Raw genomic sequence first — 13,251 nt, forward strand, 5'->3', positions numbered from 1 at the left:
TGCTTTGTTTTATTGTGGTGTTCTCGCTCTCTAAATCTGACTCATGATCGATTTCAGGCTCTCGGCCATTTCGGCATTGATGATCTCACCCGTTTCTACATTAAAGTTGTCGTAGAAACTTGGCACCGACATCGACCCCTTCACATCTGCATCAAAGTAAGGTGCCGAATTTACCGCAGACGACAACACAGAGTTTGCGCCGCCTGGGCCTGGTGATGTGGAGAGCATCACAACAGGTTTGCCTTGGTACACTTTCATGTCGATTCGTGATGTCCAATCAAACACATTCTTAAAGGCTGCGGTGTATGAGCCGTTATACTCTGCAAAAGAGATGACCACAGCATCTGCTTCGCCAATCTTGCTAAAAAAGCGTTGAGCGTGTTGATGAACACCTGAATCTTGCTCTCTTTTCTCGCTGTAAATTGGCATCTCGAAATCATTAAGGTCGAGCACCTCGACTTGCGCGCCTTCGACTAAACCTGCGGTGTACGCTGCAAGTTGTTGATTAATTGATGTTGTACTGTTGGTCGCGCCAATCGCTAATACTTTCATTGTTGATCCTTGTTCATTTTTCTCACCTTTTTGCACTCATGACTTCAATTACGGAGCTCAAAATTCATAACTGAAGATTCGTAACGTCTGTTTGATAACATCAAAACCTGCACTAGGCGACAAGGTGATAGATTGTGTTTTTAGATTGGGGATGATGATAAAACCTCAAGTTAACTTGAGGTAAAGCGATATTTTCAAAATATAGGAAATAGTTTAAAAACACTTATAAAGCAGTTGATTATGAAAAGTTTAACATAGGTTGGCATTACACAGGAAAAAGTCAGCACACCCAAAATATATTGAGTGTGCTTTATCGAAGTATTATTTACTTAAAGTGATTTAATGGACAGACACCAGAGTAAGCGACACCGGATAGCTCGGCCATTTCGCGATTCCATGTTGCCAAATCATGAGGGTTAAATTGATTCAAATGATCATGCCCACATGCCCTCGCCATCACTTGCATTAATTCTGTCGAGGCTTCAAAGAAGTTCTTAAGCTGGTTCGATGCTTTCTCGACATTCAAACGCTGACGTAAATCGGCTTTTTGAGTTGCAATACCAGCAGGGCAATTATTGGTGTTACACATTCTCGCCGCCACACAACCTATCGACTGCATGGCACTGTTTGAGATAGCGACACCATCAGCACCAAGCGCCATCGCTTTTACGAAATCCATCGGCACGCGCAAGCCGCCCGTGATGATCAATGTGACTCTGTCACTGACCCCTTGTTTATCGAGATACGCTCTAGCGCGAGCGAGTGCTGGAATAGTGGGAACACTGATATGGTCACGGAACATTTCTGGCGCCGCCCCTGTACCGCCACCACGCCCATCTAAGATGATGTAATCGGCACTGGCATCAAGCGCGAACTGAATGTCTTCTTCGATGTGATTGGCACTTAACTTAAAGCCAATCGGGATACCGCCTGTCACCTCTCGAACACGGTCGGCGAACTTTTTAAAATCCTCGACCGTGTTAAGGTCGACAAAGGTGGGTGGAGAAATCGCTGCCGTGCCCGCTTCAATGCCACGCACCTCCGCGATCTTGCCTATGTTCTTCGCGCCCGGTAAGTGCCCGCCCGTTCCGGTTTTGGCACCCTGCCCGCCTTTAAAGTGGAAGGCTTGAACGTTTTTGAGCTTAGCTTCATCGTAACCAAACTGAGCACTGGCTAATTCATAAAAGTAGCGAGAGTTCGCCGCTTGCTCTTCGGGTAACATACCGCCCTCACCGGAGCAGATACCCGTCCCTGCGAGTTCGGCACCTTTCGCCAATGAGACTTTTGCTTCTTCAGATAGCGAGCCAAAACTCATATCAGACACAAACAAAGAGATGTCCAATTTGAGTGGCTTCTTCGCTTTGGGGCCAATAATCAGTTCAGTTCCAACGGGCACATTCTCCAGCAAAGGCTTGGTGGCCATTTGCGCGACCATCACTTGAATATCGTCCCAGTGAGGCAATAGATGTCTTGGAACGCCCATGGAGGTCATTGGCCCATGATGTCCAACCTTGGATAAACCATCACGCGCCAGTTGATGAATAAACTCGACGGTAGGTTCTTCTTTGGTTGCGCTCGCAGCTGGCGACAAATCTGGCGCAGCCGCTTGAATGTGAACCTCCGGGCCTTCTTGCCCAACTTGTTCCGCTGTGAACTGTTTATGAGTGCCATCGCAGAAAGGAAGGTTGTTGGAATACTTACAGCGACAAAGGTAGGCGTCTCCGCTCTCTTCGGCGACAAAGCTTTTCGGTTTGAACCCCGTACCAGCATGAGAACCGTCACAAAACGGTTGGTTTTTCGACTTCCCACAGGTACAGAAGTAATACTTCTCTCCCTTCGTCAGCTCTACTTTAACGGGTTTGTTATCCGCAATTACTGGACTCTTCATAGTTCGCTCACCTTTTCTTTCTTATGATTTGATGACTGAAGCGATGACTTGCTCACAAGAGTAAAGTAAAGGTGAGATACCCAGCGAATTCAATAAATGAGACTGATAGACAAGGTGAGTAAACCGACTAAAAACAGTCATGACCGACTGAGCTCAAACAAAAATGGCTACCTAGTAGGCAGCCATTATGGGTGAGAGCTTAGTCAAAACTAATGCACTGAGGGTTAATCAAACAATTCGATAACCAATTTATTGTCTTTAATCACTAGATTGGGTTCCGATGACTTAATCAACGACTCTTGAACCTTGTTGCTGTCGAGTTTGTAAACCGGAGACTGGGACAAAGCAAAACCTATCATCGATACAGCTGGTTTGAGTAGTGTCTCTATTTCAGGCGAAAGCTGTTTGCCTTTTTCTTCAAAGCGCTCTAGTCGCAGCGACTTTAGATACACCTCGCCACTCTCCTTGTCGTATTCGGGAATCGCGCTGAACTCTAAGTCTAAATCCAACCCCATATTAGGCATATTGAACACTTGAACTTTTGCATTGGTATTCGCCAACACGGACACGCGTTGTGCATCGGCTCGACCAATTTGCACTTCTAGATCATCCACAGCCACTTGTGCGTACATCACACTTTGTACACCAACCTCTTGTTCTAGCATCACTGAGTCTTCAAGGTACTTCGTCATTTCTTGCTCGGTAATGCTGTAGCTAACACAACCACTGAGCATCAGGGCTGTCACAGCTATAATCAAACGGTTCATTAACTTTGTTGTCATTGGAGATAGGCTCTTATTTTTTAAATGCATGGAACGGATGTTACCTCGAGATGATACTGTAAATTGGTTGTCACAATAACAGTGTCGGATAACTGGGCAGAATGATCCACCTAAATGGTGATGTCGTATCAATGAGAATTGACGAAAATAGTAAGGAAAACAATGACTGCATTAACGATATTTTACGATGGAACCTGTCCACTTTGTGCAAAAGAGATGGCAGCACTGACTAAGTCTGATTCCAAAGATCAGATCCAGACCGTCGATATCTACAGTGAAGCGTTTTCAAACTACCCGCAAATAGATGCCGAGGCAGCCAATACAATCTTGCATGCACTGGACGAAAACGGAAAGCTGCTGCTCGGTTTAGACGTGACTTACCAAGCGTGGAAGCTAGTAGGAAAGGGTTGGCTGTATGCCCCGTTACGTTGGGCGATTTTTAAGCCAATGGCAGATTGGTGTTATCTACGGTTTGCCAAAAATCGATATAAGATTTCGTTTTGGCTAACCGGAAAATCACGTTGCAACGGTAACAGCTGCACAAAATAGTGTTGAGTTAAGACATGCCGCTGGCGACTTTGTAGTAAACGATGCCAAATAGGGCTGCGAACACCAATACCGTAACGGCCACTTTCAACCAAATAAATTTCATGCTTTGTCCTTTTAATTCTGTTTACTGTTCCACGCGACAAGTTAGCACAACAAAACATACGGTTGTGTAATGATTGATAGAACTTTGTAGTCATACCAATCACAGTAGGTAAGTGTCAAGAAATAGCGCAGGAAAAAAGCTTGAGAACAAGGCGGCTCTTTTCGACAAGAAGTTTAGATAAGTAGTTATTCTACAATCAAAAAATCTAACGACTTTATCGAGATTTTTAACAAGCTAGGGTGAACAGTTATTTACTACGATTGGTATCAACCCTGATTCCCAGAGAGAACCTTTATGTCGGCAAAAGAGAGAAACCTTCCCACACATCGAATTTCTAGATTCAGTAAGTTCGCTTCGTTGGCGACAAGAGTCGCGGGTAACGTGCTAACGGAAGGCACCAAACAAATTGCACAAGGCAACAGGCCCAAAGCAAAAGACTTACTGTTAACGCCACAAAACATTGCTCGCCTGACCGATCAACTCGCACACCTGCGCGGTGCGGCTATGAAGTTAGGACAGATGCTATCAATGGATGCGGGTGATATCTTAGAACCAGAGTTAGCCGACATTCTCTCTCGCCTGCGCTCCGATGCCGATCCACTGCCAACAAAACAGCTCAATCAAGTGTTAGAAAGCTCGCTCGGGAACCATTGGAAAACCGAATTCCTGTCCTTCAATTTTAAACCGATCGCCAGTGCATCTATCGGACAAGTTCACCAAGCCTATAGTGATGCTGGGGACAAACTCGCCGTCAAAGTCCAATACCCAGGCATTCGAAAAAGCATCGACAGTGATGTGGACAACGTCGGCACACTGCTCAACATTGTTGGCTTGATACCAAAGTCGGTCGACTACAAAGGCTTGTTAGAAGAGGCAAAAAAACAGCTCCATGATGAAGCGGACTACGCTCGAGAGGCTGGCTATGCAACTCGTTATCACAATGCATTAAAAGAGCACTCTCACTTCGTCGTACCTAAGATTCATCCGCAAGTCTCTTCAGAATCCGTGCTCGCCATGGACTTCATCGAAGGCGTCTCTATAGAACAGATAGAAAGTTACGACCAAGACACCCGTGACTTTGTGATGCACAGCTTGCTTGAGCTTCTATTCAGAGAGTTGTTCGACTTTAAGATGGTGCAAACCGATCCCAATTTCGCCAACTACCTTTACGTTGAAAACACCCGACAAATTGGCTTGTTAGATTTCGGAGCAACACGTGAATACAGTGACCGCTTCAGCGAGGGTTATCGCTTGGCCTTTTCCTCTGTCATTAACAACGATGAGCAAGTGCTCAACCGAGCTTTAGAGCAAATAGGATTCTTTAGCGAGACAATTCTTCCCGAACAACGCCAAGCGATTCTAAATCTAGTGAAGATGGCCTGTGAGCCGATGTTAGTTGACGAAGAGTACGACTTCAAAGCCAGTGGATTGGCACAAAGGCTTCGTGAAGCAGGCACCATTTTGAGCATGGAACAAGAGTATTGGCATACGCCGCCCGCCGATGCGCTGTTCCTGCACCGAAAAATTGGTGGCATGTATCTATTGGCGGCTCGCCTTGGTGCAAAAGTGAATATCAGTCGCTTGGTCGCTCCATATCTTATCTCAGAGAGCAAAAGCACAACTAAAAGCGCGAGTTAATGAGACAGTAAATAATACGCAAAGTGATCATTTCATCGTGCTCAAGAGTAATAACCATTACGCCAACTAAAATGAGCCAACCCTATGAAATGTTCACTACTTTGCTCAACCGCACTGATTACAAGCCTCACGAGTTCCATCGCCTTTGCAGCGAGATGTCCCGAAATACTTAATGGCAAACAGCGCTTGTTAAACTCAACCGAAGAAATCGCCTTGTGCGATGAGTTTCAAGGCAAAACTCTATTGGTGGTAAATACAGCGAGCCAATGTGGCTTCACTCCGCAGTTTGAGCAACTCGAGCAACTTCATCAAACCTACAAAGACCAAGGCTTCACGGTTATCGGTTTCCCAAGTAATGATTTTCGCCAAGACAAGGGAAGCGAAGAGAAGACGGCAAAGGTTTGTTACCTAGACTATGGCGTGACCTTCCCAATGATGGCGCGAGCTTCACTGTCTGGTAGCAACGCCAACCCCGTGTTTACAGAGATACAACAGCAAGCGGGCGTAACGCCTAAATGGAACTTTTACAAATTCTTGATCAGTAAAGAAGGTAAAGTCGTCGCCACCTTCCCTAGCTCCACATCTCCAGTGAGTGCCACGCTCAAAAACGCGATTGAGCAGCAGTTATGAAGGCGGATTACATGGCAACAACTCAAACCCGTAACACCATGGCCAAACTGGGGTACATGGGGTTAATTCCGTTTTTATTCGGTCTTCTCCTTTCGCTCACCGACAGCCAATTTATGGGGATAAGCGGTGAAACGCTGTTCATCACCTACAGCGTGGCAATTTTGAGTTTTCTTTCAGGGATCTTGTGGGCAAATGGCATCGAAAACTTTGAAAGCCAATCAAGTAACAAAGCACTGCTAATAAGCAACGCGATTGTGCTCATCGCTTGGCTGGCAGTATTGCTTGGCGAACAAAAAGAGCTAGTGACAACTCTGATTCTCATCTTTGGTTATATTGCGGTTTGGCGAGCTGAAAGGACGATGAGAGAAGAGAACCAGAGCCAAGGTCCTGATGGCTACTTTGATATGAGGACTCGGCTGACCTCTAGTGTCGTGTTAATGCACGGTATCGTGATGCTAACCTAGAGCTACGAGATTGTCTTTGAAGTGTGAGCCTTTGATTTAGTTAAGCGCCTTTGTTAAAAACCGTTAGCAACAATCTAGATGATGAGCTTCATCACTAACCTCGGCTCATCATCACCAAAGTAGTTGTCTTCTTGCTTGATGGTAACGAACCCCATCGATGCATAAAGCGCACGAGCCGATGTGTTATTTGGGTCTACAGTGAGCAAAAGCCTAGCATCTCGAGGCAACTGCTCAACCGCCTGTTGCATCAGTTTCCGGCCAACTCCCATGCCACGATAATTCTGGTCTACAGCCAATGATAGGACCCAAAACTCATTCTGCTTGTCTGTGGTTGTCGTTAAGGCATAGCCAGCAATCTTTGAGTCTTGCTTAGCAACCAATAAACCTTTTCCCCAGCAATCAAAGGCCTGACGAAAGAAAAACAGCGGATAGGCGTGAGCGCCAAACAAAGCATGTTCAAGCTGGTAGATATCAGCCAGTTCTTGTTTTTCCGCACAAACAACATTCATAGATAGACCTCATTTAAACCGAACCTCAAGTTTAAACATGCAAACTCAAAGGTGCTATTAACAATATATCAACAGCCTAAAGGCTTACGAACTACCTTAACGAAGATGCCACTTAACTAACGCCTGAGGAGTAGATTAGGTTACTTATGTTTTACTGTCGAATAACCAACAAATTTGCGCCAGATAACGCAAGAAAAACCGAGCACGCTTTGTTGAAACGTTTTGCCATTTGTGGCTTAGAGAACCAGTTTCTGAGGTATAAGCCAAATGCCGCGTAGATCGATATCGCGAGCATTTCTAACACTAGAAAGGTGCTACCTAAAACAAAGAATTGAGTATTTACGTTCGCTGAAACATCGACAAATTGAGGAAGGAATGCAGTGAAAATGAGTATCGCTTTTGGATTGCTAGCAGCGAGTGCAAATTCTTGTTTAAACAGACCAAACCAATTCTTATTTCGTTCGATATCCACGACCGGACTGGCGTGTGAGCGCCATAGGTTGAACGCGATCCACAACAGATACATCGCGCCAAATAGTTTGATCAGGAAAAACAGCGTTTCAGAAGTATAAAGCACAACCGCTAAGCCAGATGCAGCCAAAGCAATCATGCCAGAAAAAGCGAGGATTCTTCCTAGGCCTGCGACAAAGGCGGCCTGAAATCCGTAACAACGGGCGTTGTTCATTGATAACAAATTGTTTGGGCCCGGAGTCATGTTGAGCGCAAAACAAGCGGGGATAAACAGCAGTAACTTCCAGATTTCCATTGGTGCTTCCTAATTGCCAAATGCCGTGATTATAAAATCCTTAAACAAGGTCTTATCGTTTATAACAGCATTTCATATCTTTTGTAACTGCATAAAAAATAAGCACCAAATCTATACAGTAAATTTTCAATCAGTTCTCAAAAAACTGTTCGTACTCGGGTGTCGCTAGATTTTCGGCGACACCAATCTCACCGACGAAATAGATAGCGCTCGCAATTGTATCTATCGTTGGGTTTGATTCTCGCTCTGGGAAGTCGCCAACAGCAGGAACAGATTTTGGCGCAGACACCGAACTACAAACAAGGCTATTACATACCCTGTTTTAATTTTCTAAGGAGATAGCTTCAGGAACGTCAAAGTGCTGAGTGAGTACGTCGTGGTTAGACAATTCAGACGAAGCGTACGATAAGGTTGAGAATAGAGCTGAGAGCACAATCCACTTGTTCATGTATCTTTCCATTGATGGCATTCATTGAATTTATAAATACTATCGAATCTCACACATTATGAACAGTGTTTTATTTTAATTTGCGTGAGACTGCTTACCCAGCATCAACTTGTCGAGCAGAGCTTGCGGGACAACGATCACTGAGTATTTAACAAAGGCCACCAGCGCGATTACACCAACAGCCGATCCAAGAATAAAGTCATGGACATCAACCAACACCAATCCCAGAAGTTGATCACTCGCTATCGCTACTAATGCGATGCTAACTGCGGTTACCCACTTGCTGTGTTCATAAGGTAATTGTTCCATCGCTTGGCTTACAACATACAGAAGCATGAGCCGCACAACATAAGTTGCACAAAGAACCGCGACAACACCCCACACGCCATAAATAGGCGTCACTGTGAAATAACCAATGGCCGCCAAGACCGCACATCCACCTTGAATCCACATTTGAGATTGACTCGAATCGCCACTGAAACAACCAAGGTTAAGATAATCACCTGCATTTTTGATAACGCTAATCGCAAGCAGCGCAACAACAATGGCCCCCGCGTAATGATAACTGCTCGGTAAAATGAGAGAAATAAATCCGGGTACCGTTAGAATCATCAACGAACCTAAAACAATGGCGAGGTTCACTCCGACTAACGCCCTATCGGCACACATCTTACTGCCACCCGGCTGTTGAAGCATCGCCACACGGTTTGGAAACCACCAAAGCGCGTAAGGCTGCAACAACAGACCAAGAATCAACGCGAACTTTCCGCTAACCGCATAAATCGCGAGTTCTTCGACACCGACGAAGCTTGCCATTACCCAGCGGTCGAGCCCCATGATCATATACATTGATGCACCGCCAACCAGAACGGGCAGTCCGAATTTTAAGATCTTCGCCGAGTATTTGAAGCAACCAAAAGATCCCATCTCTTGCCATTGATAACGCACTAAACAAACCATTAGCAACACACTGGATACCGCAGCTGAAATCAACACGCCATCTATACCGTATCCAGCCTCAAGCAAAACAAAAGTCATGATGGCTTGAACACCGGCTTTCAACACATTGAGCATGCAAAAACGTTTCGCCATCGCGTTCATACGCATCAGCGTTAGCGGGATAGAAATCGCCCCATCGAGCATGGTAGGAATAAGCAGAAGCAGTATCTGGTAAGGCTGGAATTCAACTGGCAACATTAAGATTAACAACGGCATACTGAGGGCAATCAAGGCGCCCCCAAGCACGCACACCAGCACGCTCAATGTGAAGCAGTTCGAGACGAGCTTTTGCTTTTCATCACCTTCGGCGACACCCACATAACGATACATGGCATCGACAATACCGAAGCTGAACAATATCGTCCCAATGTCTGCCAGCAAGACAATGGCTTCTAAGGAACCATACTCTGCCAACGTCATATTGTGCGTAATGTACGGGATCATCACCAATGAAATCCCTTTCATCATTAATATACCGATGGCGTAGTAAGCCGACTGCTTTAAAGAACCCATAGTCGTCACCTTTTCCTTACCAAGCTGGCTTTAGGAAACTTTTACAGTCTCCAATTAGGTGTCGCAATGTGCGTTTTTGAGGTGACATGACCAAAGAACGGAAACTGTAGGCAATAGCCTGTCTATTCTGTTGTAAACCTCGATAATAGTCAGCATAACCTTCCAGTATTCTCGCCTTTGCGATTTTGAAGCTAGAAGTGGGTAGATTCCATCGTTGACTGTCATTTTGGTAATGTTGAAGAATAGTCTCTATAGACTGCAAATTTCTCAATTTAAGACTTTCAGTTTGGGTAACAGAGCTCGCTCTCATCAAGTAGCCAACCTGCACCGAGTTCAACACACCGATCTGATGGTTTTCACTCATTCGAAGCCACAGTTCCCAATCTTCCCCATACTTGATGTCAGCATTGAAACTGTCTGTTTGAGAAAACACATCCGCTTTCACCATGACCGTTGATGTTCCAATCACGTTATTTTCTATGATGAACTCCAACGGGTTCTCGATATTGATGAACAGCTCATCTTGATCTTGAAACTGCGACCAGTAACTAAAGCAGTCGACTATTACTTGGTAATCTTCAGTAAGATGCTCGTAGTTAGTAAAGCTCATCGCGAGATCAGGGTAACGTTGATGAAATTCGAGTTGGCGCTCAATTTTTTCAGGAAACCAGAAATCGTCTGCGTCTAAAAAAGCGATGTATTCACCGGTCGCCTTTTCAATCCCTAGGTTTCTCGCTTGAGGCGCACCAACACCCAATGTGGACAACGTAATAATGCGTTCATCGTCTATAGAAGCAAGATACGTCGACGTTCCATCGTTACTGTTATCGTCAATGACAATCAGCTCAACATCTTGATGAGTCTGCTTTAGTACACTGCCAATCGCTTTCGGCAGGTAATCCAAACAATTGTAGGTAGGAATAACAACACTTACTTTAGCCATAATGACGCCCTCAGATTTATACGTTATATGGCTGACGTTGCATGTTCTATGCCGAGAGTGTCTTGCTATGAAATCACATCTAGATCAGCCACCTACGCGTCCATTCTCAAAATGACGACCAAACACAGATGTTCAAAAAAACTGCAACTCCAATTTGATTATCAATTTGAGAAAACGAGCTACCTCTTAAGGGGTAACCTTCGAAAAGCAATCAGAAAGCCCTCCAAAGCTACGATTCGATCTTGGTTCGTATCTTGCTTTATTGGTTATTACCTTGGCTTGATAGCTTTAGTCATATGGATTTGAGGAGTAAGGAATGAAGAAAGTAGCATTTGTGGCGCCAACCTACCCAGTACTCAGTGAGACCTTCATTCAAACAGAAGTCGACTCTGTGAAAGCGTGTGGGCACGATGTTTGTGTAATGACGTTCAAAATTGAAAACAGTGAAAAACAGTTCGACTACGACATTGTCGAAATAGGTAAAAATGTTCGGATGGGTAAAGTCGCTAGCATTAACTGGATAGGTTTCATCAAGGCTGTCTCATTTATTTCTAAGCAAACCAGCATGCCGAAAAAGTCACTGTTCGCTTATGGGTTTAAATTAGCGCTGCAACTCGCGGAAAACGACGTCGAACACGTACATGCGCATTTCTGTCAGCACACCACAGCTCACGCCATCGTCGCGGCAAAGCTGCTGAATATCACCTGTTCGTTCGTTGCTCATGGTCATGATGTTTACGAGTTCGCTTATGACATTGAACATAAAATCTCATCGAGTGATTTTGTGGTTGCAGTGTGTAAAGACATGCTTGCTGACTTCAATACCATGGCGAAAGGAAACATTAAACTCTTGCATTGCGGAGTTAATACCAAACAATTCCAACTCAACCCAAAAATCGAAACGAAGCAACTTCGCTTTGTTTTCCTTGGCCGATTAGTGGAGCAAAAAGGTATCCACCATCTTATTGATGCATTGGCGCCGATTGCCGAACCTCTCGACATTCATCTCGATATCGTCGGTACTGGCGATTTAGAGCAACAATTAAAATTGCAGGTCAAAGAAAATGGGCTCACTCGAAACGTGACCTTTCTTGGCGCTAAGCCTCATGAATGGGTGAAAGAGAAACTATCGAATTATGACAGCCTAATCGCGCCCTTCTGTTTTTCCGAAACCGGATGTGTGGATACAGGGCCTCTGGTTTTAAAAGAAGCGATGGCTGTGGGAACGCCAGTCATTACCACCAACATCATGGGATGCAAAGAGATCGTCTCACCAGAGACAGGTTTTGTGGTTAGCGAAAAAAACGTGGAAGAATTAAGAGAAGCGATTGAGCGTTTCGCGCAGCTGAGCAGTAACGATAAAACATCGATGAGTTTAAAGGCACGTGAGAGAGTGAAAGACAGTTTTAATTCGATCAAACAAGCTCAGCAATTATCTCGTTGGATAGAGAACCCTGCTCAATAAGGATGAACTCAGGCAGTAAGCATCGCAAGGGCTGCTGCGTCTCACAAGAACGACTATGCACCATAAGAAAACGGAGCACCACAAAAACAAAAGAGCGCTACATCAATTTGAAATGTAACGCTCAACTTAGCACTGCCCAATGATCGCGACTTATGCTTTCAGTAGCTTTTCATTAAGAAGCCTAACTAGCCTGCTCGCAGTGCCAAAATAGACTCAATATCGTCGATGTCACGATATTGAGCGAGTTGTTGCTCTTTCGATGAAATAGCCACAATCGACATTCTATCGGCCAATTCGTTACCTTCAATACCAACGTGTCCGTTCACATGGTAGATGGTAATTTTTGAAGCCAGCTCTTGGTAGAGCGCATACGCCGGCTTAATAATATCGAGGTTTTTGATCTCGCCGCCCGACTTAGTCCAGCCCTTTTTCTCCCAACCCGTTGCCCACTTAGTAATACAATCTATCGAGTACTTAGAGTCACAATAGATCGCTACAGACAGACCCGCGTTTAGCTTCTCTTTTGCGAGCAAAAACGCCTGTTTAAGGCCATGCAACTCAGCGGTATTATTGGTACCAACAGGTTGATACAAGCCATACCACAATTCGGTTAATTGGTTGTTTTGGTATACCGCTAACCCCGTCCCTGCTTCACCAGGGTTTGGTTCACACGCACCATCGGTAAAGATCTTTATATCAAAAGGCATATCTGTGATTTGCTGCTCCGAAAGAGGCGGCACCTTAGCTTTCGTCGCCTTACCCGCAGAGTTTGGCTTTGTCGCTGTAGAACCTGACGCAGACGACGTTTTACCACCGAAAGCAGACTCAGCCTCGCCTAGTGTTGGGAACGATTTATATCTCGCACCAGCAAAGCCATCGACTTGAGACTTACAGTCATTCCAAGTGGTAAAAATACCCGGTGTACGACCTTTCCAAACCACATAATATTTCTTAGCCAAACTAACTCCTTACCAAAACCTAAACACACAAACAGTGAATCAG

At 44.9% G+C, this 13,251-nt stretch carries 13 protein-coding genes and 1 pseudogene; 5 read left to right on the forward strand and 9 right to left on the reverse strand.

Annotated features, from left to right (window positions below; translation table 11 throughout):
- Positions 1–30: 30 nt before the first annotated feature.
- The 3 genes from AB6E30_RS17155 to AB6E30_RS17165 form a co-directional block, all read right to left on the reverse strand.
- A complete protein-coding gene (locus AB6E30_RS17155) occupies positions 31–552 on the reverse strand; it encodes an NADPH-dependent FMN reductase (RefSeq protein WP_017062187.1) in 522 nt (173 codons plus the stop codon).
- A 325-nt stretch (positions 553–877) separates the two neighbouring features.
- Positions 878–2,440, reverse strand: coding sequence for a glutamate synthase-related protein (locus AB6E30_RS17160; protein WP_229648046.1), 1,563 nt, complete (start codon positions 2,438–2,440; stop codon positions 878–880).
- A gap of 224 nt (positions 2,441–2,664) precedes the next feature.
- On the reverse strand, positions 2,665–3,222 hold the full coding sequence (locus tag AB6E30_RS17165) for a DUF1439 domain-containing protein (RefSeq protein ID WP_017065247.1): 558 nt from the start codon (positions 3,220–3,222) through the stop codon (positions 2,665–2,667).
- Positions 3,223–3,384: 162 nt separating this feature from the next.
- Between AB6E30_RS17165 and AB6E30_RS17170 the strand changes: the two genes are divergently transcribed.
- The 4 genes from AB6E30_RS17170 to AB6E30_RS17185 all read left to right on the forward strand — a co-directional run bounded on the left by AB6E30_RS17170 (position 3,385) and on the right by AB6E30_RS17185 (position 6,606).
- Entirely contained in the window at positions 3,385–3,771 is a 387-nt protein-coding gene (locus AB6E30_RS17170) for a thiol-disulfide oxidoreductase DCC family protein (RefSeq protein WP_017062190.1), read from the forward strand.
- Between the two features lie 397 nt (positions 3,772–4,168).
- Positions 4,169–5,512 carry an ABC1 kinase family protein gene (locus AB6E30_RS17175; protein WP_372072974.1) on the forward strand — a complete coding sequence of 448 codons (1,344 nt, stop codon included), beginning with the start codon at positions 4,169–4,171 and terminating at the stop codon, positions 5,510–5,512.
- A gap of 84 nt (positions 5,513–5,596) precedes the next feature.
- On the forward strand, positions 5,597–6,142 hold the full coding sequence (locus tag AB6E30_RS17180) for a glutathione peroxidase (protein ID WP_372104561.1): 546 nt from the start codon (positions 5,597–5,599) through the stop codon (positions 6,140–6,142).
- Entirely contained in the window at positions 6,139–6,606 is a 468-nt protein-coding gene (locus AB6E30_RS17185; RefSeq protein WP_017062213.1) for a DUF3429 domain-containing protein, read from the forward strand. The genes AB6E30_RS17180 and AB6E30_RS17185 overlap by 4 nt, the downstream gene beginning before the upstream one ends.
- Before the next feature lie 74 nt (positions 6,607–6,680).
- Here the strand turns inward: AB6E30_RS17185 and AB6E30_RS17190 are convergent, their stop codons facing one another.
- From AB6E30_RS17190 to AB6E30_RS17210, 5 genes and pseudogenes are all read right to left on the reverse strand, one after another.
- Positions 6,681–7,115: an N-acetyltransferase gene (locus AB6E30_RS17190; RefSeq protein WP_017062214.1), complete on the reverse strand. Its 435-nt coding sequence runs from the start codon at positions 7,113–7,115 to the stop codon at positions 6,681–6,683.
- Between the two features lie 151 nt (positions 7,116–7,266).
- Positions 7,267–7,881, reverse strand: a complete 615-nt coding sequence (locus AB6E30_RS17195; RefSeq protein WP_372104563.1) for a LysE family translocator — start codon at positions 7,879–7,881, stop codon at positions 7,267–7,269.
- Between the two features lie 130 nt (positions 7,882–8,011).
- Positions 8,012–8,329, reverse strand: a pseudogene (locus tag AB6E30_RS17200) (hypothetical protein).
- Positions 8,330–8,404: 75 nt separating this feature from the next.
- A complete protein-coding gene (locus AB6E30_RS17205; protein WP_017067059.1) occupies positions 8,405–9,841 on the reverse strand; it encodes a lipopolysaccharide biosynthesis protein in 1,437 nt (478 codons plus the stop codon).
- A gap of 16 nt (positions 9,842–9,857) precedes the next feature.
- Positions 9,858–10,784 (reverse strand): glycosyltransferase, encoded by a 927-nt coding sequence (locus tag AB6E30_RS17210; protein ID WP_017062218.1) that lies wholly within the window; start codon positions 10,782–10,784, stop codon positions 9,858–9,860.
- Between the two features lie 316 nt (positions 10,785–11,100).
- Here AB6E30_RS17210 and AB6E30_RS17215 point away from each other — a divergent pair, with 316 nt between their 5' ends.
- Complete coding sequence (locus AB6E30_RS17215; protein WP_372104566.1) at positions 11,101–12,249, forward strand: glycosyltransferase family 4 protein; 1,149 nt, start codon at positions 11,101–11,103, stop codon at positions 12,247–12,249.
- A gap of 185 nt (positions 12,250–12,434) precedes the next feature.
- On the opposite strand, the gene AB6E30_RS17220 is transcribed toward AB6E30_RS17215, so the two are convergent.
- Positions 12,435–13,208 (reverse strand): viroplasmin family protein, encoded by a 774-nt coding sequence (locus AB6E30_RS17220; RefSeq protein ID WP_372104569.1) that lies wholly within the window; start codon positions 13,206–13,208, stop codon positions 12,435–12,437.
- Positions 13,209–13,251 lie beyond the last annotated feature (43 nt).

The organism is Vibrio sp. 10N.247.311.12 (assembly GCF_041467515.1).
Lineage (GTDB): Bacteria > Pseudomonadota > Gammaproteobacteria > Enterobacterales > Vibrionaceae > Vibrio > Vibrio crassostreae_C.

Excerpts from the sequence above, each read along its gene's own strand:
- AB6E30_RS17160 (WP_229648046.1), bottom strand. The coding sequence starts at position 2,440 with ATGAAGAGTCCAGTAATTGCGGATAACAAACCCGTTAAAGTAGAGCTG.
- AB6E30_RS17175 (WP_372072974.1), top strand. The coding sequence starts at position 4,169 with ATGTCGGCAAAAGAGAGAAACCTTCCCACACATCGAATTTCTAGATTC.
- AB6E30_RS17165 (WP_017065247.1), bottom strand. The coding sequence starts at position 3,222 with ATGACAACAAAGTTAATGAACCGTTTGATTATAGCTGTGACAGCCCTG.
- AB6E30_RS17215 (WP_372104566.1), top strand. The coding sequence starts at position 11,101 with ATGAAGAAAGTAGCATTTGTGGCGCCAACCTACCCAGTACTCAGTGAG.
- AB6E30_RS17180 (WP_372104561.1), top strand. The coding sequence starts at position 5,597 with ATGAAATGTTCACTACTTTGCTCAACCGCACTGATTACAAGCCTCACG.
- AB6E30_RS17190 (WP_017062214.1), bottom strand. The coding sequence starts at position 7,115 with ATGAATGTTGTTTGTGCGGAAAAACAAGAACTGGCTGATATCTACCAG.
- AB6E30_RS17155 (WP_017062187.1), bottom strand. The coding sequence starts at position 552 with ATGAAAGTATTAGCGATTGGCGCGACCAACAGTACAACATCAATTAAT.
- AB6E30_RS17185 (WP_017062213.1), top strand. The coding sequence starts at position 6,139 with ATGAAGGCGGATTACATGGCAACAACTCAAACCCGTAACACCATGGCC.
- AB6E30_RS17195 (WP_372104563.1), bottom strand. The coding sequence starts at position 7,881 with ATGGAAATCTGGAAGTTACTGCTGTTTATCCCCGCTTGTTTTGCGCTC.
- AB6E30_RS17205 (WP_017067059.1), bottom strand. The coding sequence starts at position 9,841 with ATGGGTTCTTTAAAGCAGTCGGCTTACTACGCCATCGGTATATTAATG.
- AB6E30_RS17170 (WP_017062190.1), top strand. The coding sequence starts at position 3,385 with ATGACTGCATTAACGATATTTTACGATGGAACCTGTCCACTTTGTGCA.
- AB6E30_RS17210 (WP_017062218.1), bottom strand. The coding sequence starts at position 10,784 with ATGGCTAAAGTAAGTGTTGTTATTCCTACCTACAATTGTTTGGATTAC.